We start from the raw sequence: 24011 nt of genomic DNA, 5'->3' as shown, positions 1-24011 counted from the left end.
TCCCCCCGCACTGAACGGAAGGCAAGCATGTCCGACCTCTCGGTCGCCCTGGGCGACTATCCGCATGTCAAGGCACTGCTGTCCGGCGACGTCACCGTCGCGGGACACACCGTAAGGCCCGTCGAGGTGAAGCCGATCATTGGCGCCTACCGGCGCATGATCCGCGACCTGGAGTTCGACGTCTGCGAACTCGCGCCCGTCTCCTACGCCATGGCCGTCCAGGCCGGAGTGCCGCTGACCGCGATCCCGGTCTACCTGAACCGGAAGTTCCACCACGCCGACGTGCAGTGCGGCGCCGCGTCGGGGGTCCACGTCCCCAAGGACCTCGAAGGGCGCAGGATCGGGGTGCGCGCCTACTCGGTCAGCACCGGCGTGTGGGTGCGCGGCCTGCTCCGCGAGGACTACGGCGTCGACCTGGGGAAGATCACCTGGGTCGTCGACGACGAGGACCACGTCGAGGGCCGGATACCCGAGAACGTCGAGCACGTCACGGACGGCCGCTCCCTCGGCGCCCTCCTCGCCTCCGGCGAACTGGACGCCGCCCTCACCGGCAACGCGGGAACCGGGCGCGCGGGATCGCCCCGGGCCGGCTGGACCGCCGCCGCCACCGGGCAGGACGGCGCGGGGGAGGACCCCTATCCCCTCTTCGCCGAGCCCGACGCCATCGCCAGGGACTCGTACCTGCGCACGGGCGTCTACCCGCTGCACTCGGTGATCGCCCTGCGCTCCGAACTCGTCGAGCGCGATCCCGACCTGCCGAGCGCCCTCTACGCGGCGTTCGCCGAGAGCAAGCGCCTCCAGGCCGCGCGGGACCCGGAGTGGACCGCGCTGCCCCGGCTCGGCAGGCAGGCACGGCTGATCGGCGGCGACCCCGTCCCGTACGGCATCGCACCCAACGAGCAGAGCGTGCGGGCCGCCCTGCGCTTCGCCCGCGACCAGGGCCTGCTGGACGAGGACCGCCCGGGACGGCTCTACGCCGAGGGGCACTACCCGGACGCGTGAGGACGCGGGCCCCGTCGGCGGGGCGGGGACGACATACGGCCATTCACCGCCGAAAGGAGCCGCCCATGCGGGAGCCGGTACCGACAGAGTCAGGCCAGGTCCTGGGCGTCCCGGGCACCGACCGCTCGATCACCGTCTTCAGGGGCGTCCCGTACGCCGCCGCGCCGCTCGGCCCGCTGCGCTGGCGCCCGCCGGGGCCGCCCCCGGCGTGGACCGGCGTCCGCGCCGCCGGCACCTTCGGGCCGATGTGCCCGCAGCCGGACGCGGACGCCCGCTCGGCCGGTGTGGACCTGCCGATGAGCGAGGACTGCCTCTTCCTGAACGTGTGGACCAGGGCGCCGTCGGCCCGTGAGCGGCTGCCGGTCCTGGTCTGGGTGCACGGCGGCGGCTTTCGCGGCGGCACCGGCGCCGACCCCCGCTACGACGGGGAGCGCCTGGCCCGCAAGGGCGTCGTGGTGGTGACGTTCAACTACCGCCTCGGCGCCCTCGGCTTCCTCTCCACCCCGGGGCTGAACAGCGAGTCCGCGCGGTGGACCGCGGGCAACTACGGGCTGCTCGACTGCGTGGCCGTGCTGCGCTGGGTGCGGCGCAACATCGCCGGGTTCGGCGGCGACCCGGGGCGGGTGACCGTCGCGGGCCAGTCGGCGGGCGCGGGCACGGCGAACTTCCTCGCCATGTCGCCACTGGCGCGCGGGCTCTTCCACCGGGCCGTCGCCCAGAGCCACGCCCGGTGCCCCGGCGACCCGGAACTGCGCTACCTGGCCACCTCGTACCGCACGGCGCGGGACGCCGAGCGCGCGGGCGAGCGCTACGCCGCGGCCCGCGGCGCCCGCTCCCCGGCCGAGCTGCGGGCCCTGCCCTGGCGGCGCCTGGTCGAAGAGGGCACCGCGGCCGACGCCGTCGACGACGGTGTCGAGACAGGCAGCACCGCCAAACCCCCCTTGTTCCGACCGGTCGTGGACGGCTGGGCCCTCCCCGCCGGATACGCGCACACCTACGACGGCGGCGCCCAGAACGACGTGGACTACCTGGCGGGCGGCAACCTCGACGAGAGCGGCGCCGTGCCCGAGGACGCCATCGCCGCCCTCAGGGCACGCGGCCCCGCCTCCTGGCGCCCCGGCGCGCCCCCGGTCCATCTGACCCGCGCCGACCGCCTCGCCGCCGCCCGCCGCAAGTACGGCCCGCTGGCCGACGAGTTCCTGCGTCTTTACCCCGCGGACACGGACGACGAGGCCGCGCACGCGCACAACAGGGCGGTGCGCGACAACACCCGCGTCTCCACCCATCTCTGGGCGCGGCGCTGGGGCGCCCACGCCACCCGCCCCGTCCACACCTACTTCTGGACCCACCGCTCACCGGCCCAGCGCCCCCCGCGCGCGGGACACGGCTCGGAGATCGACTACGTCTTCGGCAACCTCGACCCGGCACGCGCCCCCTGGACCGCGCAGGACCGCGAGATCGCCGAGACCATGTCCTCGTACTGGGCCAACTTCGCCGCCACCGGCGACCCCGAGGGGCCGGGGCTGCCGTCCTGGCCCGCGTACGACCCGGCGGCCCCCGCCGTCATGGAGGTCGGCGCCCGCTTCGGGCCCGCGCCGGTGGCGACGCCCGCCGTCCTCGACTTCTGGCGGCGCTTCTTCGCGAGCCAGGACGCCTGGTGACCCCGCGCCCCGGCGGAGCCCCACGACGGCCCTGGCCCCCGGATTGTCACACGATCCATGAGGTGATCAGGAGTCTCCGGGGATGGCCGACGCTATATCCGCAGGAACCCTTGCGGGTTAGGGGGGCGGAAGCTAGCGTGACGTAAACATTGTTCGACAAGACGGTAAGAATTCGAGGGCAAGGACGATGCCCTCGTCCACGTCGTCGGGGCCGTCGGCGCACCGTGCGAGCCGCGCCGCCGACACGCGCCGCGCGGACCCGGCAGGGCCGGCCACCACCCACAGGCACGGGCGCACACCCACGGGCGCACCCGCGCGGGCGCACACCCACGCGGACGCCGTACCCGCTCCGCCGGCCCCCGCGTGCCGGGCGCCGCGCACGGCACGACCGGGGGCGTGCGCGTTCCCCAGCCGCAATCGATCGAGATAACGAGGCAGAGATGACACCTCGCACGCGAGGGAGGCGGGCAGGAGTGCTCGCCACCGCCCTGGCCTTCTGCTCGGTGACGCTGACCGCGTGCGGCAGCGACGAGGAGAGCGCCGACGGGCTCACCCACATCACCGTCGGGGTGGGCAACAACATCTTCGACCTCCCGCTGCGGGTCGCCGAGCAGAAGGGCTACTTCGCCCGCGAGGGCCTCAAGGTCACGTTCGTCTCCCTGACCGCCGCGACGGTCAACGAGGCGTTGCAGTCGGAGTCGGTCGACTTCCTCAACGACAGCCCCAACAGCTTCTACCAGGCCGTCAACGAGGACATCGAGCAGGTCGCGGTCGCGTCCGACGGGGTCGGCTCGCCCCTCGGGCTCATCGTCAGCAACGAGTTCGCGCACGCGCACGGCATCACCGCCGACACCCCGGCGCGCAAGGTCGCCAAGGAGCTGATCGGCTCCACCGCGGGCGCCAGCTCGCCCAACACCAAGGGCCAGGCGGACATCTACCTGCGCTCCTACGGCGTCAGCCCCAAGAAGATCAGATACGTCACCCTGCCGAGCCCCGCCGCGAACAAGGCCGCCCTGAAGAGCCACCAGATCGACTGGTTCGTCACCTCGGAACCCACCCCGCTCCAGGTGCAGGACTCCGGCGACGGCGTCGTGGCGGTGGGCCCGGAGAAGGTGCCCGCCTGGTCCAACGAGGCGTCCGGATACGGCCAACTCGTCGTGACGACACGGAAGTACGCCACCTCGCACGCCGCGACCACCAGGAAGCTGGTGACGGCGGTGCAGGACGCGTCACGCTACGCGCGCCACCACGTCGGCGACGACGACGTGCTGGACATCGCCGCGCAGGCACTGCCCGGCGTGCCGAGGCCGGTGCTGAAGAAGAGCGTGGCGCTGGTCGACTGGCCGGAGACCGGGCGGATGAGCACCGAGGGCTTCGACACCTCGCTCGGCTTCATCCGCCAGGAGGGCGCGGCCACCGCGCATCTGAAGATCACCAAGGACGACTGGACCAACGAGTACCTGCCGTGAACCGCGCGTCCGTGACAGGGAAACAGCCCACTTCGCCGGGGACTTGGCGCCCCGGAGCCGTACGGAAGGGATGACAGGTGCTGACAGCGACGAGCAGTGCGGTTGACGACGAGGACATCCCTCCGGCCGTCGCGCGGAGGAAGGCGAAGCGGGCGCGGCGGAACCTGCGCGAGAGCGGCCTCGTCATGGGGCTCAGGCTCCTGGTGGTTGTCGTGGTCCTCGTGCTGTGGCAGGTGATGAGCGGCCCCGTGCTGCCGGAGTACGCGGTCAGCAGACCGACGGACGTGGCCCAGGCGGTGTGGGACCTGCTGACGTCCGCCGAGGGCTGGACGAACATCGAGACGACCACCGTCGAGGTGGCCGCCGGCTTTGTCATCGGCGTGGCCATCGGCAGTGTGATGGGGGTGCTCCTCGGGACGTTCCCGCTGGCGGGCCGGGTGCTCGAACCCCTCGCCGCCGCACTCAACGGCATCCCCAAGATCGCCGTCGCGCCGTTGTTCGTGCTGTTCTTCGGGCTCGGCGAGTGGTCGAAGATCGCCATCGCGGTCACCGGCGTCGCCTTCATCATGTTCTACAACCTCTACCTCGGGCTCCGGATGGTCGACCGCGAGCTGACGGAGATCATCCGTGTCATGGGGGGACGCAGCAGACACGTGCTGAGCTACGTCACCCTCCCCACCCTGGCGCCGCCCTTCTTCGCCGGGCTCAAGGCCGGTGGCCCGCTCGCCATCCTCGGCGTCATCGGCGGAGAGTTCATCGCCTCGTTCAACGGCCTCGGCCATCTGCTCTTCACCGACGCCATGGCCCTCAACTCCTCCGGCGTCTTCGCCGGTCTGATCGTCCTGATGGCGATGTCGCTCATCCTCAACAGCATCCTGACGCAACTCGACAAGTTCGTCCTCAGGCGGCTCGGCCTCGGCGACCGGGTCGCCCAGGCGCAGGCGTAACTCCCCACGGGCGCCGCGGCACCGCGGAAGTCCGCATCCCCCCACCACTGGTCTGCGAGGTGCATCACCATGCCCAGTTCGGACAGCACACGGCGGGCCGCGGCGCCCGCCCCCGCCGCCCCCGGGCGTCCGCGGTGACGGCCGCCGCGCAGACGCCCGAGGAGCTGGGGCGCACCCGACGCGCCGTGTACGGGGCCTCGTTCGGCTTCTTCGTCGACATGTTCGACGTCTACCTGCCGACGGTGGCCCTCGTCCCGGCGATGAACTACTTCACCCCCGACAGCATGCCGGACGGCACCCGGGCGATCCTCTCCGCGCTCATCTTCGTCGCGACCCTGCTCGGCCGCCCGGTGGGCTCGGTCGTCTTCGGCTGGTTCGCCGACCGGGTGGGCCGCCGCCGTGTCACCCTCTTCTCCGTCACCGGCTGCGCGATCTGCACCGCCCTCATCGCCCTGCTGCCCGGATACGCCACCCTCGGCATCACGAGCACGGTCCTCCTGCTGGTGCTGCGCCTCGTCGACGGCGTCTTCATGGGCGGCGAGTACACCGGCGCCACCCCGCTGGCCATGGAAGCCTCCCCGCAGGGCAAGCGCGGCTGGTACGGCGGCGTGGTCGGGGCCGGTTCCGCGTTCGCGAACTGCGCGATCGCCGGGGTGACGCTCGTGGTGCTCCAGTTCGCCCACGAGGGCGGCCCTGACTCGGCCTACTCGACGTGGGGCTGGCGCATCCCGTTCGCGGTGGGGGCCGTGCTCTGCGCCGTGTTCCTGGTGTACTACTCACGCTCCGTGGAGGAGTCGGAGACATGGCGGGCGGCGCCGAAGGCGAAGAACCCGCTGCGCGAGATCGTCCTCGGCCGCTCCCGGCGGGACTTCGCCCAGGTCTTCGTCCTGATGACCGGCGTCTGGTTCGCCTCGGCCATCGCCTCGGGGCTGCTGCCGAGCGCCCTCCACAAGGAGGGGCACATCAGCGCGACGGAGGTCACCGGCGCCCTGGTCATCGCGCAGGGCGTGCACGCCGTGTTCTTCCCGTTCATGGGGCTGCTCAGCGAGCGCATCGGCCGCCGCACCTTCATCGCCTGGAACGGCGTCGGCGTGGCCGTCGTCTGCGCGGGCTCGTTCGCCGCACTCGCGCTCGGCAGATGGAGCGGGTTCGGCGTCATGCTGCTGATCGCGTTCCTGGTCAGGCTGACCGGCGGCAGCGTGTTCTCCGTCATGCCGTCCTATCTGTGCGAGCGGTTCCCCCCGGCCACCCGCGGCAGCGGCTTCGGCCTCGGCTACAGCACCCCGCTGGTCATCACGTCGTTCTACGCCTACTACCAGGACTGGCTGGGCCATCTCATGCCCCGGGGCTACACCGCGGTGGTGCTGCTGGTCCTGGGCGGCGCGTTGATCTCCTGCGGCGCGCTGATAGGCCCCGAGACCACCCATGTCGACCTGGCGACCGACGACGCCCCCGCCGACCCCGGCACGGCGCTCGGCTCCCGGCAGGTCAGTTCCCCGGGCCCGCTCGGCGGCCCTGCTTCCTGAAGCACACCGTCGGCCCAGTACGGTCCTGCGCGCTACCCCCAGGCGTCCACCCCGCTCTCGTACGCCTCGGGGGGCATCAGGCTCGACAGGCCGCGGGCGGCGAGTTCCGACTCGAAGTGCTCGCGTATCCACGGGTCCTCCCGCGGATACTCGATCTGGTCGCGTGCCCGGTCCGCCACCTTCTCCGCGTACCCGGCGAACTGGATCGGCGGGTGCAGCGCCAGATAGCGCGCGGGCTTGTCCCCGAGGTTGAAGTGCTGGTGGAACCAGCGGTCGGGCGGCACGAACAGCGCCGCCTCCTGCCACGGCACCACCACCCGCTCCCCGCCTTCGAGCCACATCACCGAGTAGCCCTCGCCGCTGGGGATGACGATGACGCGTCCTGGGCCGTGCCGGTGCGCCTTCTTGTACGTCTTGGCGTCGAAGACGGACATGTGGCAGCTCATGTCGGACTCGGCGAACTGGATGCGCACCGTGCGGCCCCCGGCGCCCCGGTGGGCGTTGGAGTCCAGGTTGTCCCAGGCGCTCATGTCGGGGAACAGGTTGCCGTACCAGTACGCGACGCCCTTGCCCTTGCCCGTGATCCAGCGCAGCCCCTCGCCGCCCGCGATCTGCCGGGCCTCGGAGAACCGCGACCGCAGGTCGGACACGGTGGCGCCGCGTGCCGTGTAGTCGTTCTTCAGGAAGAAGTCGGGGTCGGGGACGACGGACATGGCCAGCGGCAGATAGTCGTAGTGCAGCAGCCGTACGGGCCGGTCGCCGCGCATGTTGCCGAACTGCCGGTACTGGTTGGGCGGCACCATGAACAGCGCGCGGTCGTTCCACTCGAAGGTGTGGCCCTCGTCCTGCCGGTCGCCCTCGCCCCACACCCTCGTCGTGCCGTTGCCAGAGACCACGTACACGACCTCGTCCACGGCCATCTTGTACGGCGGCAGCACCTCGCCGGGCGGTATCTCGGTGATCCGGGCCTCGCTGACCCCCTCCTGCCCGGTGAGCTGGATGAACGCGGCGTCGCAGCCCCGCTCCTCCCAGCGGCCGAGCTCGATGGTGCGGACGTCGGGTACGAAGTAGCCCCGGTGGACGGGGACGCCCTGCGCCTCCATCCACGTGTCGTAGGCGAACCTGGTGCGCGGCTGCGGTGCGGCTTCGCTCATCGCGGCGACTCCTGTCGTACGGGCTTCGGGTCCACGGGCTCGCGGCCCACGGGCTCCTGGCGTGCGGGGCGGGGTGCGGCGGGTGCGGCTGGGGTGTCGGGGATATCGGGGGTGGGGAACTCCAGGGAGGTCACGGTCACCGGCAGCGAGCCGGAGACCCCGAGCGGCGGGCCGATGTCGAGGTGGTCGAGGTCGCCGACGGTGATGCCGTCGACCACGAGGACCGGGCCCCGGTACCCCGACTCCTCGGTGAGCAGGGTGCCGAGCGAGTGCGCCAGGTCCTGTCTGAGCACCACGAACAGCGGTGGTACGGGGGCCTGTTCGCCCGCGACCTCGGCCAGCGCGTCGGCGGCGGCGCGCAGCGCCCGGTAGCCGGGGGAGCCGGGCAGCGACACCACGGCGGCCAGCCCGCCGTCCCAGCGCTCCAGGTCGTGTCGGCGCAGCGCGGTGCGCACCGCCCCCGGCCCCGGCCGCGCGCCGAAGTCGACGCGGACGGCGCGCAGCCCGGTCACCGGCAGCGCCCCGGAGTCGGGCGCATAGCAGGTCTGCCCGCCCGCCTGCACCGTGAACTGCCCGGCGCCGAGCACCGTGGCGCGGATCGGCCCGGCCGCCGGGCGCAGCTTCGCCGCGAACGGGGAACCGGCGATCCGGGCGCGCAGCGCGCCGCCGAGGTCGGCGCCGAGGTCGCCGAAGCCGGTGGGCGGTCGGTCGCCCAGGTACTCGGCGACGCCGCCGGAACAGACCAGGTACCGCACGTCCGAGGGCGCGGGCAACTCCCCGCCGTCCGTGGAGACATGGAGGAGAGGGGCGAGTTCCGCCGTGCCGGTGCCGCCGGTGAGGGTGTCGAGCACCACCCGGGCCATCAGGTCCCCGAGGCGTGCCCGGTCGTCCGCGCCCAGCACGTCGCCTGGCCCGGCGGTGAGCCCGAGCCGCGCCAGCAGGAACCCGGCGGGCTCCTCGTACCGCACGATCCGCCCCTCCGTGTCGAACGCGAGCAGCCTGGCGCCCACGCTGAACGCCCGCACATGGGTGACCGCGCCCCCGCTCACCACCGACACCTTGGTGGTGCCGCCCCCGATGTCCACGTTGACGACGGTGCACGCGCCACCCGTCCCCGTACCGTCCGCCCCGCCCTCCGAGAGCCGCACCGCGCCCGAGCCGTGGGCGGCGAGCAGCGCCTCGTGGTGCGGGCCCGCCGACACGCAGATGAACCGCCCCGACCAGGCCGCGATCATCCGGGCGATGGGCTCCGCGTTCTCCTTCTTCAGCGCCTCCCCCGTGATGACGACGGCCCCGGTGTCCATCTCCCGCGGCCCCACCCCCGCGATCCGGTACGCCTCCTCGAACAGCGCCCGCAGCCGCTCGGTGTCGATGCGGGTGCCGCCGTCGGTGAACGGGGTGAGCCACACCGGGCTGCGGTGCAGCGTCTCCCGGCCGGTCACCGCGAACTCGGCGGAGAGCGCGGAGCCCCGGCGCCTGATCACCAGCCTGGACACCACCAGATGGGAGGTGGCGGAGCCGATGTCGATGCCGACCGAGTGCAGGGTGTGCCGTTCGATGCCCTCGACACCGCTCAACAGGGCGGGGTCGGGCGGCAGTTCCTCGTGCATGACCGTCTCCTCGGCGTACCCGTGACACACTCCGGGCCCGGAAGTGACGGGCCGTCGGATTGTGGGCTATTGGTCTAACCGATCGCTCTCTGCGGAAGATATGGCGGCCGTACGGCACGGTCAAGACGGCCGACGTTGTCAACCATGATCGGGCGCCGGAAATCATGATCGGACGTCGGTCATATTCCCGAGGAAAGAATTCTGTTGATCGAATTCCGTGGTGTGTTCGGCTCGGGATCGGTTACGGGGCGGCTCTGAGCTGCGGTTTCATCGGGCCCGACGGCGGGCTTCGCGGCCCGGGGGCGGGGGGAATTCGCGGCGGGGGGTTTATCGATCACCTTTTCCGTGAGGGGTGGTGATCTCTTCGGGGCAGGGAAATCCGGCGCTGCCGCGGGGGTTGACGAAGGTTCTATGGTAAGTCCATTGTCGTTGTGGGGTGATCGAACCACCACCGCCTCCCGTGCCCCTCGAAACGCGCCGGGCACATCACGCCCGCGACGGCGGCCCCCGGCGGGGCAGCCCCGTACCCACGCCGCCCGCGAGCGCCCCCGTACCGCCGCACCCGTCTCCGCAACACGTCTCGTACACGCCTTCCACCGGCCGGCTCCCCGCGGACCGGCGGCCCGCCATGCCGCGGGCCGCCGCCGCGGCGGTGCCGCACGCCCCAGGCCGCCACCCAGGCCCCGTGCCTCGTCCAGAAGGAGTCGCCAGTGACCACAAGCAGCCGGCCGGATCTCGCGATCGCGGGACTCGGCGTCGTCGCGGGCCCCCAACAGGGCCGCAGCCAGCGCATGATGGCCGCCGAGGCGGCCAGGCTCGCCGTCGAGGACGCGGGCCTGCGGGTCTCCGACATCGACGGCGCCATCGACCTGCGCAGGACGGGCGGCGGCGGCGACCGCGGCAGCTACTCGGACGCCTTCACCCGCGTCCTCGGACTGCCCGCCGAGTTCTACTTCGTCGTCGGCCGCGGCGGCGCCCTCGCCGGGCTCGGCATCGCCGCCGCCTCCGGCTTCCTCCAGCGGGGCCTCGCCAAGTACGTGATCCTGGTCGGCGCCGTCGACGACTGGTCCAAGTCCCGCAAGTCCAAGGAGCAGGGCCACCGCGGCATGGCGCACGCCGAGAAGGAGGGCTACTGGGGCAAGGCCCTCGGCGACCTGCGCGCCGCCAGCCACCACAGTTGGATGGCGGCCCGGCACATGGCGGTCTACGGCACCACGAGCGAGCAGCTCGGCGCCATCTCGGTGCAGCAGCGCGCCTGGGCCTGCCGCAATCCCGAGGCCAAGATGTACGGCCGCCCCATCACCATCGAGGACCACCAGAACTCGCCCTGGGTCGTGGAGCCGTACCACCTCTTCGACATCAGCCAGGTCTCCGACGGCGCGATCGCCTTCGTGCTGACCACCCGCGAACGCGCGAGGGACCTCGCGAAGCCCGGGGTCGACGTGCTCGGGCAGGGCTTCGGCGAGGTCGCCGCCGACCTGTGGTGGGAGAAGAAGAACTTCCAGCAGATGGCCGTGCACAACGCCAGGCGCCAGGCGTTCGCCGAGTCGGGGCTCGGGCTCGACGACATCGACTGCGCCGAGCTGTACGACTGCTTCACCGCCGAGGTGCTCTTCCAACTGGAGGACTACGGCTGGTGCGAGAAGGGCGAGGGCGGCCCGTTCGTCGCCGCGGGAAACATCGGCCCCGGCGGCAGCATCCCCGTCAACACCGGCGGCGGCCTGCTGTCCTGCTACCACCTCGGCGATCTGACCGGCTTCGCGGAGGCCGTAAGGCAACTGCGCGGCGAAGCAGGCGAGCGGCAGATCGAGGACTGCGAGGTCGCCCTCACCACAGGGCACGGCGGCGAACTCGTCTCGCCCGGCATGTGCTCCATCCACACCACCACCCTCCTCGGAAAGGCGGCATGACGATGGCCACCACCACCCCGGAGACCACCGGGACCGCGGCCGCCTGGAACAAGCCGTGGCCCAGCATCGACCACGACAGCGAGGAGTTCTGGGCCGGGCTCGCCCGCCATGAGCTGCTGCTGTGGACCTGCCGCACCTGCGGCGCCCAGTACTGGCCCAAGACGTACTGCGTACGGCACGAGAACGAGCCCTGGGCGGCCAACATGAGCTGGCAGCCCTCCTCGGGGCGCGGCAGGCTCTTCTGCTACAACACCCACCACTGGGCGTTCCACCCCGGCTTCAAGGACGAAGTGCCGTACTACTACGCCCTGGTGGAGCTGGACGAGGGCCCGCTCATCAGCGCCACCGTCTCGGGCCGCCCGCCGCGCCCCGAGGACGTGGGGAGCGCGGTCCGCGTCACCTACGAGGACCACCCCGAGCACGGCTTCACCCTGCCCCACTTCGAACTCATCGACGGCTGACGCCCGATGGCCGCCGACCGCGACACCTCACCGCTCGGCCTGCTGGCCGCGGCGCCCCCCGTGGTGGACGCCGCCGTGCACCGGGTGGTGCTGCGCAAGTCCGACCCGGCCTGGCGCTTCGCGCTCGCCGCCAACCCCGAGAGCCCGGGGCTGCTGCTGCGGCTCTCCGCCGGGGACGGCACCACCGGCATCGGGTTCGCCTCCGAGGTCCGCCACCTCGGCCACGACCTGGGGCCGATGCGGGCCGCGCTCGGCCGCGCCCTGCCCGTCCTCACCGGCGCCGACCGCGACCCGCGGCCGCTGGCGGCGCTCGACACCGCGGGCGGCCCGGCCCGCGCCGTCCTTCAGATGGCGCTGCTCGACCTGGTCGCCAGGCACCGGGGTGTGCCCGCCCACGCACTTCTGGGCGAACGGCTGCGCGACGGCGTCGAGTTGACCCGCATCCTGGCGCTGAAGAGCCCCGAGGAGATGGCCGCGATCGCCAAGGGGCACGCCGCGGAGGGCTACCGGCACGCCAAGATCAAGCTCGACCACGGCGACGGCGACCTGGACCACCGCAGGGTCGCCGCGATCCGGGACGCCGTCGGCCCCGGCTTCGGGCTCACCGTCGACGCCAACCAGAGCTACCGGGACCCGGCCGACGCCCTCGCCCTCGCCGAACGCCTCGTGCCTCTCGGTGTACTCCTCTTCGAACAGCCCGTTCCCGCAAGGGACTTGACCGGACTGCGGTGGCTGACCGAGCGGAGCCCGATACCGATCGAGGCCGACGAGGCCGCCGACTCCCCCGAACGGGTCCGCCGGATCGCGGAGTCGGGGGCCGCCCACGGCGTCAGCATCAAAATCCCGAAGCTCGGCGGTGTCGACCGCGCGGCCGCCGCGGCACGCCTGTGCGCCGCCGCGGGCCTTCGGGTGCGCCTCGGCGCCCACGTCGGCAGCCGACTGCTCAACGCCGCCGCCGTCCATCTCGCGGTCACCGTCGACGGCCTCGAACAGCCCGCGGAACTCGCCGAGTTCGCCCGCCTCGAAGGCGACCCGGTGGCGGGCGTCGAGGTGGTCGGCGGCACCCTCGCACCGCCCGAAGGGCCGGGCCTCGGGGCGTGGCTGCGCGACGACACCCTCCTGGCCGAACCCCCGGCCGGACCCCCCGTCGACTCCCCGGCCGACCCCCTGAAGAAGGAGACACCATGAGCGGTCACGGAGGACGCCGCCGACTGGTCCCGGCGGCCTGCTGCGCCGCGGCCCTGCTGACGGCCGTCACCGCGTGCGGCGGCGGGGGCGGCAAGGCCGCGGGCTCGGCGGGCGAACTGCTCACCAGCACCGCGTCCGACCGGCAGGACAAGCTGGTCGCGGAGGCGAAGAAGGAGAAGACGCTCGACTGGGTCACCTCGTTCGCGGGCCCGGTCGTGGACGACATCGTGAAGGCGTTCCAGGCCAAGTACCCCTTCATCCACGTCAAGGTGAACCGCGGCGACGAGGGCGCGATCATCCCCCAGGCCATCCAGGAGATCCAGGCCAAGAAGCCCTCGGGCGACGTCTTCGAGTCCACCGCGAGCGGCGCCCTGGAGTTCAAGGACGCGGGCGCCCTGGTGCCGTACCGCTCGCCCAACGCGTCGAAAATCAGCGGCGAGTTCAAGGTGCTCGACGAGGACAAGAACGACCTGCTGCTGACCGACCGGATCTCCTACATCTCCTTCGGCTACAACACCACCAAGATCCCGAAGGAGGCGGTCCCGCACACCCTTGAGGACCTGCTCGACCCCGCGCTCAAGGGCAAGCTGGCCATCGAGACGGACACCACGTCCGAGGAGTGGATCGGCGCCGTGCTGCACAAGATGGGCGAGCGGCGCGGCGAGGAGTTCCTGGCGAAGCTCGCGAAGCAGCAGGTGTCGCGGACCTCGCTGTCCGGCTCCGCGATGATGGGCCTGGTCGCGACCGGGCAGTATGCCGCCTCCCCGTCCGTCTTCCACAACCACGAGGAGCAGAACAAGGCCAAGGGCGCGCCCGTCGGCTGGGTGCCGCTCGACCCGGTGGTCGCCAACGTCGGCCAGCTCGGCATCCTCGCGGGCGGCGAGCACCCCGCCTCCGCGATGCTCTTCATCGACTTCATGACCAGCGCGGAGGGCCAGAAGGTCCTCAAGGGCCAGCTCTACACACCGCCGGAGGAGAAGCAGCCGTTCGACTCCTGGGTGCCGAGCCGCGGCGCCAAGGACGCCAACTCCTACAACGCGGAGCTGAAGAGCTGGGCCGCCCTGGAGAAAAAGTACTTCGGCTGACTCGGGGGGCGGTCACCAGGTCGTCGTTCCCACCCTGCCACCACCAACCGCGCCCACCAGCACACCGAGCCCATCAGGAGGTTCCCATGGCACGTGCGCAGGCCGCCCCGTCGGGGGCGGGGGCGGGGCAGGCCGTGCTCGGGCGTCTCGCCGCGCTCGCCAGGCCCCGCAACCTGCTCAACCTGGCACTGCTGCTCGTCCTCGGCTACCTGGTGCTGCCGCCGCTCGTCGTCATGGTGTGGAAGAGCTTCGTCGACGGCACCTCGCTCGACGGCGCCTTCGGCCTCGCCGGCTACCGGAGCATCGCGGGCGCCGGGCTCGGCTCCGCCACCGCCGACACCCTGGTGTTCGCGGCCGGTACCACCGTGGTGTCCCTGGTGGTCGGCACCGCGCTCGCCTGGTCGGCCGCCCGCACCGACGCCCCGCTGCGCGGCCTCGCGTACGTCGTCGGCTTCCTCGGGCTCGCGGTGCCCGGCATCGTCAACGTCGTCGGCTGGGTGCTGCTGTTCGGCAACGGCCACGGGCAGGGCGACACCGTGCTCAGCGACTGGCTCGGCGTCCACGTCGGCATCAGCGTCGAGTCCATGCCCGGCATGGTCTTCGTGGAGAGCCTGCTCACCATCCCCCTCGTCTTCTTCCTGATGATCGGCCCCATGCAGGCGTTCGACTCCTCGCTCGAAGAGGCCGGCGCCGTGCACGGGGCCCGCGATCTGGCCGTGCTGCGGCGCATCACCGCGCCGCTGCTGCTGCCCACCCTCGCCAGCGCCACCCTGCTGGTGGTCATCCGCTCCATCCAGGCGTTCGAGGTGCCCGTACTCCTCGGCGTCCCCGCCAAGGCCGACATCTTCACCGCCCGGCTGTACGAGACCCTGCACGGCTCCCTGCTGCCCGACTACTCGGGCGCCGCCTCCTACGGCACCATCCTCGTCGTCGCGCTGCTGGTCCTCGTCTCCCTGGAGAACCGGCTGACCAGGGACGCCCGCAAGTACGCGGTGGTGACGGGCCGGGCCACCGCGCCCCGGCCGCACAGGACGCGCCCGGCCGTCCGCTATCTGCCGCTGCTGCTCAACGCGGTCCTGCTGGTCTGCTACCTGCTGCCGACCTGCTACCTGCTCTACTCCTCCTTCGAGCGCAACCTGACCGGCCCCCTCTCCCTGCACAACCTCACCCTCGACAACTACAGCTCGCTATGGAGCTCCAACGGCTTCACCCGCGCCGTCGCCGACACCCTGGTCGTGGCCGCGGGCACCTCGGTCGTCACGGTGGTGCTGACCCTGCTCGCCGGGTGGGTCGCGGCCCGTTCCGGCAGCCGCCCCGCGCGGCTGGTGAACCTGCTCGCCAACGCCCCCCTGGTGGTGCCCGGCGTGGTGTTCGGCTTCGCGATCCTGCTGTTCTACCTGTTCTCGCCGATCCCCCTCTTCGGCACGCTCTGGGCGATCGTCCTCGCGTTCGTCGCGCTCTACCTGCCGTACGGCATGCGCACCATGCGGCCCGCGATCGTCGGCATCTCCACCGAACTTGAGGAGGCGGGCCGGATCGCGGGCGCCTCCGAGACCGGGGTGGTCCGCAGAATCCTGCTGCCGCTGGTGGCGCCCTCGGCCCTCGGCACCGGACTCTTCGTGTTCTTCAATGCCTTCCGGGAGCTGGCCGTCGCGGCCCTCGTGATCACCGCGGCCACCCCGCTGCTGTCCACGAAACTGCTGGACGCGCTCGTCAACGGCGACCTGACGGTGGTCAGCGCGCTCGGCACCTTCATCATGGCGGTCAGCCTCGTCGTCGGTGCCCTCGCGTTCCGCCTCGTCGGCTTCCGCCGCGGCGCGAGCCAGCTCACCAAGGAGGTCGGACAACCGTGAGCACCACCGCACCCGACACCCCGGCCGCCCACCACGCCCCGTACGACATCGGCAAGCTGCTGGCGCCGCGGACCGTGGCGCTCGTCGGCGCCTCCGACGAGCGGCACTACGCCCGCAGCATCATCGCCAACCTCAGACAGCACGGCTTCGCCGACTCCGCGATCCTCCCGGTCAACCCCCGCCACGACACCGTCGCGGGGCTGCCCTGCCACCCCGACCTCGGCTCCCTGCCCGCACCGCCCGACGCCACCGCGCTCCTCATCGGCCGCGGTGGCGCGCAGGACATGCTGCGCGCGGCGGCCCGCGCGGGCAGCGGCGCCGCGCTCGTCATCGCCGACGGCTACGCGGAGGAGAGCCCGGCGGGCCTGGCGCGGCAGCGGGCGCTCGGGGACGTCGCGCGCGAGGCGGGCATCGCGCTGCTCGGGCCCAACACCCTGGGGTACGTGGTGCCCGCCACCGGCGCCGGGATGTGGTGCGCGGGGGCGCTGCCCGCGCCGCTCACCCCCGGCGGCACCGTCGTCCTCGCCCAGTCGAGCGGCATGCTCAACCTGCTGATGACGATGGCGTCCAGGCGGCTGCTCGGCATCAGGGCCTGTGTGTCCGTCGGCAACGCCGAGACCATCGGCATGCCCGAACTCGTCGACCACTTCGCCGCCGACCCCGACGCCACCGTCCTCGGCCTGGTGATGGAGAGCACCGACCGCCCCCGCGCCCTCGCCGCCGCGCTCGCCAGGGCCAGGGACGCGGGCAAGCCCGTGGTGATGCTGAAGATCGGCGTCTCCGACCTCGGCCGCCGCAACGCCGTCGCCCACACCGGGCGCATGGCGGGCCCTGAGCGTGGCTGGCAGGCGCTGTTCGACCGGCTCGGGGTGTGCACCGTGGGCGACCTGGACGACCTCGTGGAGACCCTGACGCTCTTCGGCGGCCTCGCCACCGCGCTGCCGCCGCGCGCTCTCGACACCGGCCGCCTCGGCCTCGCGTTCGCCACCATCTCCGGCGGCGAGACGAGCCTGATCTGCGACATCGCCGCCCAGGAGGGCGTCACCCCGGCCGAACTCGCCCCGGACACCCTGGCGTCGGTGCGGGCGGGCCTCGGCAAGGAGTCCATGATCGGCAACCCGATGGACCTCCAGAACACCCGCACCACACGCCCCGAGGTGTTCTGGGCCGCGCTGCGCGCGGTGTGCGCCGACGACAGCGTCGACGTACTCGCCGTCCGCCTCAACCTCGGCGAACACCCCACCCCCGCCCTGGAGAAGCTGTACGCGGACGTCGCCGAGGTCACCCGCGGGGCGGGCAAGGGCCTGCTCGTCCTCACCCGCGCCTACGAGCACCTCGACCTCGCCTGGTGGCGGTACTTCGCCTCGCTCGGGGTGCCCTTCGTGCTCAGCTACCGCAACGCGCTGCGCGGCCTCGGCCGGCTCACCCACTGGCTCGCCGACCGCCCCAGGACCCCCCTGCCGCCCGGCGCGGTGCCCGAACTCGCCGGGGGCGACGAGCGCGAGGCGGTGCCGCTCACCGCCGGAGAGGCCCGCGACTGGCTGCGCGCGGCCGGGATCGCTTACATCCCCAGCGCGCTCGCCGCCACCCCCGAGGAGGCCGGGCGGGCGGCGGCCGACCTTGGTTTCCCCGCCGTGCTGAAGGCGGTGGCGCCGGGGCTCGTCCACAAGTCGGAGGCGGGCGGTGTCGCGCTCGGCCTCGCCGACCGTGCGGCCGTCGAGGCGGCGGCGGGGGCCATGGCAGCGAGCGTGGCCGCCGCCACCGGACTCGCCCCGGAGCGCGTCGGGTTCGAGGTGCAGCGGATGGCGGGCGAGGGCGTCGAGATCATCGTCGGCGCCGTGCCCGACCCCACCTGGGGCCCCGTCGTCATGGTGGGCGCCGGGGGCATCCACGCCGAGACCCTGGGGGACGTGGCCTGGGACCTGCCGCCGCTCACCCCCGGGCGGGTACGCGAACTGCTGCGCGGGCTGCGGGTGTGGCCGGTGCTCGACGGCGCCAGGGGCCGCCCCCGCGCCGACACCGACGCGCTCGCCGACCTGGTCGCCGCCTTCAGCGAGGCGGTGGTGCGCGACGCGGCCGTCCTCGGCGGCGTCGACCTCAACCCCGTCGTGGTCGGCCCCGAGGGCACCGGCGCCCACGCGGTCGACGCCGCCGTCCTGCGGACCCGGCCACCCGGGGCCCCCGGAGCGGCCGGGGAACGGGACGCGTGAGGGCGCCCACCGGCGTACCCACTCAGGACACCGAGGCCGGGCCCGGCACCAGGGCTCACGAGAGCGAAGGGGAACCAACCCGATGACTGCAACGAACACGGCCAGGCCCACCACCACGGTCGGCCATGTCGGACTCGGCGCGATGGGCCGCCCCATCGCGGAGTTCGTGGCCCGCGCCGGTTTCGACACCGTCGCCTACGACCTGTCGCCCGACGCCGGTGCGCGGGGCGTGCGGATGGTGGACGGGCTCGCCGAGGTCGCCACCTCCGACGTGGTGATCGTGATCGTGCCCACCGACGACGACGTCGTCGGCGTGGTCGCGGGCCCCGGCGGCCTGCTCGAACACGGCCACCGGGACATGATCGTCGTCATCAGCGCCTCGGTGCGCCCCGAGACCTGCCGCGAACTCGCCGCGAAGGGCGCCCGGTTGGGCGTCCACGTCATCGACGCGGCGCTGACCGGCGGTGTGCGGGGCGCGGAGAACGGCGAGATCAACCTGCTCGTGGGCGGTCCCAGGGAGGTCGCCGACCGGGCGGGCGAGGTTTTCGGCGCGTTCGCCAAGAACTACCACGTGCTCGGCGACGTCGGCGCGGGACAGGTCGCCAAGTCCGCCAACAACCTCATCCACTGGGCCCAGATCGTCGCCATCGACGAGGCGCTGCGCATGGCCCAGGGCCTGGGCGTGGAGCCGCACGCGCTGCGCCGCGCGCTCCAGGAGGGCCCCACCGACAGCCGCACCCTGCGCGAGATGGAGCAGATGCGGTTCACCTGGTACGTCAAGGACATCGAGATCGCCACGTCCCTCGCGGCCGCCACCGGCCACACCCTCCCCGTCGCCACCCTGTCCCGCCGGCTGATGGACGGCGTCACGGTCGCCGCGATGCACGAACTGCTCGCGGAGCCGCGGGAGTCAGGGGAGCCGGGGGAGCGGGGGGAGGAGCCGGGGCCGGGGGAGTCCCGGTAGCCGGGCGGCCCCTCGGAGGGCGTGGCGCCCGGGGTCAGGGGTGCGGCGTGGGCGCCGCCGACGGGCGGGCCGCGGCCGGGATGGTGTACAGGGCGCCCTGGGACTGGAGGTCGTACAGGGCGCCGATGACGCTCTGGAGGTGGGTGCGCATCTCGTGCTCCGCCTCGTCGGGCTTGCCCGCGACCACGGCCCGTACGACCGCCGAGTGCTCCTCGGCGCCCTGGCCCGCCCGGCCCGGCAGGCGGGCCACGCTGAACTGGTAGCGCACGCTGCGGTAGCGCAGCCGGTCGAGCATGTCGATGGCCGTTGCCTGGCCCGCGATCTGACGGATCGTCTCGTGCACGGCCTCGCTTAGCCTGCCGTACTCGGGCGCGTTGCCCGCCTGCACGGCGGCCCGCATCGCGTCCTCCACCCGGCGCAGCTCCGCGCGCTCGCTCGCGGTGGCGCGCTGCGCGGCCTTCGCGGCGCACATGCCCTCGATGACCGCGCGCAGTTCGGTGATCTCGACGGCCTCGGCGAGCGAGATGGGCCGCACCCGGGCGCCCCGGTTGGGGGAGCGGGTGATCAGCCCGTCCGCGTCCAGCACCACGAGCGCGGAGCGCACGGCGCCACGGGAGACGTCGAACATCGCGGCGAGGTCGTTCTCCACCAGGTGCTGTCCCGGCAGGAGTTCGCCGTGCGCGATCGCCAGGCGCACCCGGTCGACCAGGTCGACGGAGGACTTGTCCTGCTCAGACCGGCTGTTCATCGTGCCCTCCGCTCGGATCGTGGGACGTGCCGCGCGCCGCGGAGAGCGCCTTCGCCGCCTGAACTTCCTGCGGATGCGCGGCCAACGGCTCGACGCTCACCTTAAGCCAGGGGAACATCGGCAGCGACGCCAGTGCCTCGTGCAGGTGCGTCGCGTCCCGGCATTCGTACAGGGCGACCGTGCCCGCGCTGCCGGGCGTGCGCCAGAGCTTCCTGAGCACCCCCTGGGCGCGCAGCTCCATCGCGCGCTCGCGCTCGGCGACGCGCAGCCGTTCGCGCTCCGCTGCGGGTGTGTCCGCGGGCAGCCGGTTGTGCGTGTGCACCAGCCATTCCATGGGGGTCCTCGCTATCGGGGTGTCTCGGACGCGCGCGGCAGTGCCCTGCGGGCGGCCGCGGCGGTGCGGTTCTGGCGCGGGGGTGTCAGTCCGCGAGGAGCAGTTCCGCCAGGTCCTCCGGCGCGGTCACCATCGCCTCGTGTCCCGTGGCGAGGGCCCGTACGTCCCAGCCGAGCTTGCGGGCACGCTCCGCGTGCGGCGCGAACACCGCGAGCCAGTCGGTGCAGTCGAGGTAGCGCGCCGGTACGGACGCGGCCTCGGCGCCCGCGCGCACCGGCTCGGTGTACGTGCGCCAGGGGTGCGGGGTCAGGCGCGGGGTCAGCCAGTCGACGTCGGCGGGCTCGGTGACACCGAGGGTGGTGAGCGAGCGCGGCGGTATCAGCCAGTCGAAGCCGGCGTCGCGCACCGACTCCCGGTAGTGGTGGGCGACCGTGTCGGGGAGCATGTCGATGGCGGCCTCGCCGTCCTCGGGGACGAACGCGTCCAGGTGCACCCGCATCGCGAGCCGTTCCGGGCGGCGCTGGGCGACGCCCGCGACCACCTGGCCCGCGTAGCTGTGCCCGACGAGGCGCACCCCGGTCAGGTCGTAGGCGTCGAGGAGCCGCACCACGTCCTCGACATGGGTGGAGAGGCCGACGCCGGGGTGCAGGGTGTGGGCGCGGTCGCTGACTCCCGTCAGCGTCGGGGTGTGCACCCGGTGGCCCGCCGCGCGCAGCAGGGGGGCGACCCGGTCCCAGCACCAGCCGCCGTGCCAGGCGCCCGACAGCAACACGTAGTTCACAGTGCTCCCCATCTCTCCCCTGCCGCGTCCACGGCGATCATCAACGATGTTGTGCCAACATTTTTGCCAATCATGTTGACGGTTGTCCAGGCCGTCTTGGCGTCGTAAAACTGCACAAATACGGACTATTTGGTCGGAAAATTTCCCAGAAGTTCCTCGCGCACTTTTCCTTGACGACAAAATTGTGAACGATTAGCGTGCCCGAGGTCGGCTCCGGTCCTGGAGTCGGCCCGCGCCGCCCCCGATGCGGCGCCGTTCACGTCGCGCTCGCCAGCGCACGCCAGTGGAGATCACGCGCCGATGAAGCCGTCCGCCCTTTCCACCCCCGTCTCCGACCCGCCCGGCAGGTCAGCACCCTCGAAAGGCACCGCCACCGCACCAGCGCCCGCCACCGCCCAAGCCGCCGTCACCACCGGGCCCCGCACCACGGAGCTGCGCACCCTGCCCGTGCCGCGGGTCGGCGCGGCGGAGGGGCTGCTGCGGGTGGACGCGGCCGGGGTGTGCGGCTCCGACGTGGTCGCGTACGGCAGGCAGGGCCTGCCCGAGCGGATCATGGGGCACGAGAACGTGGGCCGGATCGTGGCGCTCGGGGAGGTCGCCGCGCGCCGCTGGGGCGTCAGGGTCGGCGACCGGGTGGCCGTCGAGGAGTACCTGCCCTGCGGGCACTGCCGCTTCTGCCGCACCTCCGAGTTCCGCCTCTGCCTCAGCTCCGACCCCTCCTACGACCCGGACGCGCTGCGCTACGGCACCACCGCCCTGACCAGGGGATCCGGGCTGTGGGGCGGCTTCTCCCAGTACCTCGCGCTGCACGAGCGCACCGTGCTGCACCCGGTGCCCGACGGCGTCCCCGACCACCACGCCGCGATGTCCCTGCCGATCGCCAACGGATACGAGTGGGCCTTCCGCGAGGGCGGCGCGGGACCCGGCAAGACCGTCGTCATCATCGGTCCCGGACAGCAGGGCCTCGGCTGCGTCCTCGGCGCGCACGCCGCCGGGGCGCCCGTGATCGTCGTCGTGGGACTGCGCAGGGACGCCCACAGGCTCGGGGTGGCACGCCGCCTCGGCGCCACCCACACCGTCGTCGCCGACGACACCGACCCCGTCGAGGAGGTCGCCAGGATCACCGGCGGCGCCCTCGCCGACATCGTCATCGACACCGCCGCGGGCACCGCAGCCGTCGTCAACCAGGCCATCGCCATGGCCCGCAAGCGCGGCACCCTCGTCAGCGCCGTCACTGCCCCCGCCCCGCTCGACGGCGTCGACTTCGGGCGGCTGTCCCGCAAGTACCTGACCGTGCGCGGGGTGCGCGGGCACAGCTACGAGGCCGTGGAGCACGCCCTCGCGCTGATGGCGTCGGGGCGCTACCCCATCGAGGAGATGTCGAGCCTCGCCGTCGGCCTCGACCGCGTACACGAGGCGATCCTCGCCACCGCGGGCGAGGGCGAGAAGGACGTCATCCACGCCACCGTCCTGCCGTGGCAGGACACCACCGCCTGACCGCAAGACACAAGCCGACCCAAAACCCTCGGGCCTTCCGGAACCACACGTCGACGGCGCCCCGGGAGAAGGGGACCACCATGCGCATCACGACCGAGATGAACGAACGGCTCACCCGCGTCGGCGCGGGCACACCGATGGGCGAGGTCTTCCGCCGCTACTGGATACCGGCGCTCCTCTCCCGCGACATCGCCGAGCCCGACAGCCCGCCGGTACGGGTCAGGCTGCTCGGCGAGGACCTCGTGGCCTTCCGCGACTCCGCGGGCGACGTCGGCATCCTCGACGCCCACTGCCCGCACCGCCGCGCACCGCTCTTCTTCGGCCGCAACGAGGAGTGCGGACTGCGCTGCGTCTACCACGGCTGGAAGTTCGACGTGCACGGCAACTGCGTCGACGCGCCCTCCGAGCCGCCCGAGTCGCAGTTCCGCTTCCGGGTGGGCACCCTCTCGTACCCCGTGCACGAGGCCGGCGGCATCGTCTGGACCTATATGGGCCCGGTCGACAAGATGCCCGAGCCGCCCGACTACGAGTGGCTGCGCGCCCCCGCCACCCACCTCGGCGTCTCGCAGAGCAACGAGCCCTGCAACTTCCTCCAGGCCATCGAGGGCGGCATCGACACCGCGCACTCCTCCTTCGCCCACAACAACGACCTCAGCAACACCTCCCACCTCCGCGCCCTCGACACCCACCCCAGGCTCGACGTCGACGTCCATGACCACGGCTTCACCTATGCCAGCCTGCGGCGCGTCGGCGGCGGCCGGATCTATCTGCGCACCTACCAGTTCGCGATGCCGTTCATGCAGTTCCGCGGCGACCTCATCACCTGGCAGGGCGAGCCGGCCGACTACCCCGCGCTGCACGGGCACATCTGGGTGCCCATCGACGACGTCAACACCGCCATCTTCAACTTCGCCTACTCCGCCGACCCCGCCCAGCCCATGGACCCGGTCTGGTTCGCGCACCACGAGGACGAACTCGGGCGCGGCCCCCAGCACTTCATCGAGGGCACCCACTGGCTCAAGCGCACCCCCGAGAACGACTTCCTCATCGACCGCGAGGTCCAGCGCACCCGGACCTTCACCGGCATCGAGGGCATCAACACCCAGGACTTCGCCATCCAGACCGGCATGGGCCGCATCACCGACCGCAGCCGCGAGGCCCTCGGCAGCACCGACCTAGCCATCTCCACCGCTCGCAGGCTGCTGCTCGAAGCCACCGACGACGTCGCGGAAGGCCGCGCCCCCCGCGGCAGCTCACCCGTCGACCACCGCCATGTGAGGGCGGGCGACCTGCTGATGCGGGATGACGCCGACGGAGCGGACTGGCGCGAGATGTCCAAGGACCTCCGCCTCGCCCGCTTCTGAGGCCCGGCCCACCCCCGCGAACATGCACCACGGCAGGAGAGACACATGCTGGAGTACAAGGTCGTCGACGTGCGGGCGACCGGCAGGACGCCCGAGGCGGTCGGCGCCGACATGGAGAAGGCGCTCAACGACGCCGCCGCGGACGGCTGGACCTACCGCGACACCCGCCCCATCATCTACAACTCGTCCACCACCGGCTACTTCCTGGTCCTCTTCGACCGCGAGTCCGACCGCGAGAGGCCCTGAC

General features: G+C 72.6%; 20 protein-coding genes. 15 read left to right on the top strand and 5 right to left on the bottom strand.

What is annotated here, in order from left to right:
- Nucleotides 1-27: 27 nt before the first annotated feature.
- From ACIBIW_RS32975 to ACIBIW_RS32955, 5 genes are all read left to right on the top strand, one after another.
- Complete coding sequence (locus tag ACIBIW_RS32975) at nt 28-1002, top strand: 4,5-dihydroxyphthalate decarboxylase (protein ID WP_399341583.1); 975 nt, start codon at nt 28-30, stop codon at nt 1000-1002.
- A gap of 65 nt (nt 1003-1067) precedes the next feature.
- The gene (locus ACIBIW_RS32970) at nt 1068-2663 is read left to right on the top strand and encodes a carboxylesterase/lipase family protein (RefSeq protein WP_399341581.1); all 1596 of its coding nucleotides are present in this window, start codon (nt 1068-1070) and stop codon (nt 2661-2663) included.
- Between the two features lie 473 nt (nt 2664-3136).
- Nucleotides 3137-4132 carry an ABC transporter substrate-binding protein gene (locus ACIBIW_RS32965; protein ID WP_399341580.1) on the top strand — a complete coding sequence of 332 codons (996 nt, stop codon included), beginning with the start codon at nt 3137-3139 and terminating at the stop codon, nt 4130-4132.
- A gap of 77 nt (nt 4133-4209) precedes the next feature.
- On the top strand, nt 4210-5079 hold the full coding sequence (locus ACIBIW_RS32960) for an ABC transporter permease (RefSeq protein ID WP_399341578.1): 870 nt from the start codon (nt 4210-4212) through the stop codon (nt 5077-5079).
- Between the two features lie 59 nt (nt 5080-5138).
- Entirely contained in the window at nt 5139-6605 is a 1467-nt protein-coding gene (locus tag ACIBIW_RS32955) for an MFS transporter (RefSeq protein ID WP_399341576.1), read from the top strand.
- Between the two features lie 32 nt (nt 6606-6637).
- Here the strand turns inward: ACIBIW_RS32955 and ACIBIW_RS32950 are convergent, their stop codons facing one another.
- Both ACIBIW_RS32950 and ACIBIW_RS32945 read right to left on the bottom strand, forming a co-directional pair.
- A complete protein-coding gene (locus ACIBIW_RS32950; protein WP_399341574.1) occupies nt 6638-7759 on the bottom strand; it encodes a hypothetical protein in 1122 nt (373 codons plus the stop codon).
- On the bottom strand, nt 7756-9369 hold the full coding sequence (locus ACIBIW_RS32945; protein ID WP_399341572.1) for an ethanolamine ammonia-lyase reactivating factor EutA: 1614 nt from the start codon (nt 9367-9369) through the stop codon (nt 7756-7758). The genes ACIBIW_RS32950 and ACIBIW_RS32945 overlap by 4 nt, the downstream gene beginning before the upstream one ends.
- Nucleotides 9370-10079: 710 nt before the next feature.
- On the opposite strand from ACIBIW_RS32945, the gene ACIBIW_RS32940 reads away from it, so the two are divergent.
- From ACIBIW_RS32940 to ACIBIW_RS32910, 7 genes are all read left to right on the top strand, one after another.
- A complete protein-coding gene (locus tag ACIBIW_RS32940; RefSeq protein WP_399341570.1) occupies nt 10080-11279 on the top strand; it encodes a thiolase family protein in 1200 nt (399 codons plus the stop codon).
- Nucleotides 11276-11740, top strand: a complete 465-nt coding sequence (locus ACIBIW_RS32935) for a Zn-ribbon domain-containing OB-fold protein (protein WP_399341568.1) — start codon at nt 11276-11278, stop codon at nt 11738-11740. The genes ACIBIW_RS32940 and ACIBIW_RS32935 overlap by 4 nt, the downstream gene beginning before the upstream one ends.
- A 6-nt stretch (nt 11741-11746) precedes the next feature.
- Nucleotides 11747-12928, top strand: coding sequence for a mandelate racemase/muconate lactonizing enzyme family protein (locus ACIBIW_RS32930; protein ID WP_399341567.1), 1182 nt, complete (start codon nt 11747-11749; stop codon nt 12926-12928).
- Nucleotides 12925-14013 (top strand): ABC transporter substrate-binding protein, encoded by a 1089-nt coding sequence (locus ACIBIW_RS32925; protein WP_399341565.1) that lies wholly within the window; start codon nt 12925-12927, stop codon nt 14011-14013. The genes ACIBIW_RS32930 and ACIBIW_RS32925 overlap by 4 nt, the downstream gene beginning before the upstream one ends.
- 86 nt (nt 14014-14099) lie before the next feature.
- On the top strand, nt 14100-15866 hold the full coding sequence (locus tag ACIBIW_RS32920) for an ABC transporter permease (protein ID WP_399341563.1): 1767 nt from the start codon (nt 14100-14102) through the stop codon (nt 15864-15866).
- On the top strand, nt 15863-18076 hold the full coding sequence (locus tag ACIBIW_RS32915; protein ID WP_399341561.1) for an acetate--CoA ligase family protein: 2214 nt from the start codon (nt 15863-15865) through the stop codon (nt 18074-18076). Before ACIBIW_RS32920 ends, ACIBIW_RS32915 begins: the two co-directional genes overlap by 4 nt.
- Nucleotides 18077-18158: 82 nt before the next feature.
- A complete protein-coding gene (locus ACIBIW_RS32910) occupies nt 18159-19040 on the top strand; it encodes an NAD(P)-dependent oxidoreductase (RefSeq protein ID WP_399341559.1) in 882 nt (293 codons plus the stop codon).
- A 34-nt stretch (nt 19041-19074) separates the two neighbouring features.
- On the opposite strand, the gene ACIBIW_RS32905 is transcribed toward ACIBIW_RS32910, so the two are convergent.
- The 3 genes from ACIBIW_RS32905 to ACIBIW_RS32895 form a co-directional block, all read right to left on the bottom strand.
- Nucleotides 19075-19788 (bottom strand): GntR family transcriptional regulator, encoded by a 714-nt coding sequence (locus ACIBIW_RS32905; protein WP_399341556.1) that lies wholly within the window; start codon nt 19786-19788, stop codon nt 19075-19077.
- Entirely contained in the window at nt 19772-20110 is a 339-nt protein-coding gene (locus ACIBIW_RS32900; RefSeq protein WP_399341554.1) for a muconolactone Delta-isomerase, read from the bottom strand. The genes ACIBIW_RS32905 and ACIBIW_RS32900 overlap by 17 nt, the downstream gene beginning before the upstream one ends.
- 97 nt (nt 20111-20207) lie before the next feature.
- Nucleotides 20208-20915 (bottom strand): alpha/beta fold hydrolase, encoded by a 708-nt coding sequence (locus tag ACIBIW_RS32895; RefSeq protein WP_399341553.1) that lies wholly within the window; start codon nt 20913-20915, stop codon nt 20208-20210.
- A 288-nt stretch (nt 20916-21203) separates the two neighbouring features.
- Between ACIBIW_RS32895 and ACIBIW_RS32890 the strand changes: the two genes are divergently transcribed.
- The 3 genes from ACIBIW_RS32890 (at nt 21204) to ACIBIW_RS32880 (ending at nt 24010) form a co-directional block, all read left to right on the top strand.
- Nucleotides 21204-22400: a zinc-binding dehydrogenase gene (locus tag ACIBIW_RS32890; RefSeq protein WP_399341551.1), complete on the top strand. Its 1197-nt coding sequence runs from the start codon at nt 21204-21206 to the stop codon at nt 22398-22400.
- An 80-nt stretch (nt 22401-22480) separates the two neighbouring features.
- Entirely contained in the window at nt 22481-23764 is a 1284-nt protein-coding gene (locus ACIBIW_RS32885; protein WP_399341549.1) for a Rieske 2Fe-2S domain-containing protein, read from the top strand.
- Nucleotides 23765-23809: 45 nt separating this feature from the next.
- The gene (locus ACIBIW_RS32880) at nt 23810-24010 is read left to right on the top strand and encodes a DUF4177 domain-containing protein (RefSeq protein WP_399341548.1); all 201 of its coding nucleotides are present in this window, start codon (nt 23810-23812) and stop codon (nt 24008-24010) included.
- Nucleotide 24011: the final 1 nt, after the last annotated feature.

The organism is Streptomyces sp. NPDC050560, assembly GCF_044457285.1.
GTDB lineage: Bacteria > Actinomycetota > Actinomycetes > Streptomycetales > Streptomycetaceae > Streptomyces.
This window is presented reverse-complemented; position numbering and strand designations above follow the sequence as displayed.

Coding starts and splice junctions, on each gene's coding strand:
- ACIBIW_RS32885 (WP_399341549.1), top strand. CDS start 22,481: ATGCGCATCACGACCGAGATGAACGAACGGCTCACCCGCGTCGGCGCG.
- ACIBIW_RS32895 (WP_399341553.1), bottom strand. CDS start 20,915: ATGGGGAGCACTGTGAACTACGTGTTGCTGTCGGGCGCCTGGCACGGC.
- ACIBIW_RS32920 (WP_399341563.1), top strand. CDS start 14,100: ATGGCACGTGCGCAGGCCGCCCCGTCGGGGGCGGGGGCGGGGCAGGCC.
- ACIBIW_RS32945 (WP_399341572.1), bottom strand. CDS start 9,369: ATGCACGAGGAACTGCCGCCCGACCCCGCCCTGTTGAGCGGTGTCGAG.
- ACIBIW_RS32880 (WP_399341548.1), top strand. CDS start 23,810: ATGCTGGAGTACAAGGTCGTCGACGTGCGGGCGACCGGCAGGACGCCC.
- ACIBIW_RS32975 (WP_399341583.1), top strand. CDS start 28: ATGTCCGACCTCTCGGTCGCCCTGGGCGACTATCCGCATGTCAAGGCA.
- ACIBIW_RS32950 (WP_399341574.1), bottom strand. CDS start 7,759: ATGAGCGAAGCCGCACCGCAGCCGCGCACCAGGTTCGCCTACGACACG.
- ACIBIW_RS32905 (WP_399341556.1), bottom strand. CDS start 19,788: ATGAACAGCCGGTCTGAGCAGGACAAGTCCTCCGTCGACCTGGTCGAC.
- ACIBIW_RS32970 (WP_399341581.1), top strand. CDS start 1,068: ATGCGGGAGCCGGTACCGACAGAGTCAGGCCAGGTCCTGGGCGTCCCG.
- ACIBIW_RS32935 (WP_399341568.1), top strand. CDS start 11,276: ATGACGATGGCCACCACCACCCCGGAGACCACCGGGACCGCGGCCGCC.
- ACIBIW_RS32910 (WP_399341559.1), top strand. CDS start 18,159: ATGACTGCAACGAACACGGCCAGGCCCACCACCACGGTCGGCCATGTC.
- ACIBIW_RS32930 (WP_399341567.1), top strand. CDS start 11,747: ATGGCCGCCGACCGCGACACCTCACCGCTCGGCCTGCTGGCCGCGGCG.
- ACIBIW_RS32925 (WP_399341565.1), top strand. CDS start 12,925: ATGAGCGGTCACGGAGGACGCCGCCGACTGGTCCCGGCGGCCTGCTGC.
- ACIBIW_RS32890 (WP_399341551.1), top strand. CDS start 21,204: ATGAAGCCGTCCGCCCTTTCCACCCCCGTCTCCGACCCGCCCGGCAGG.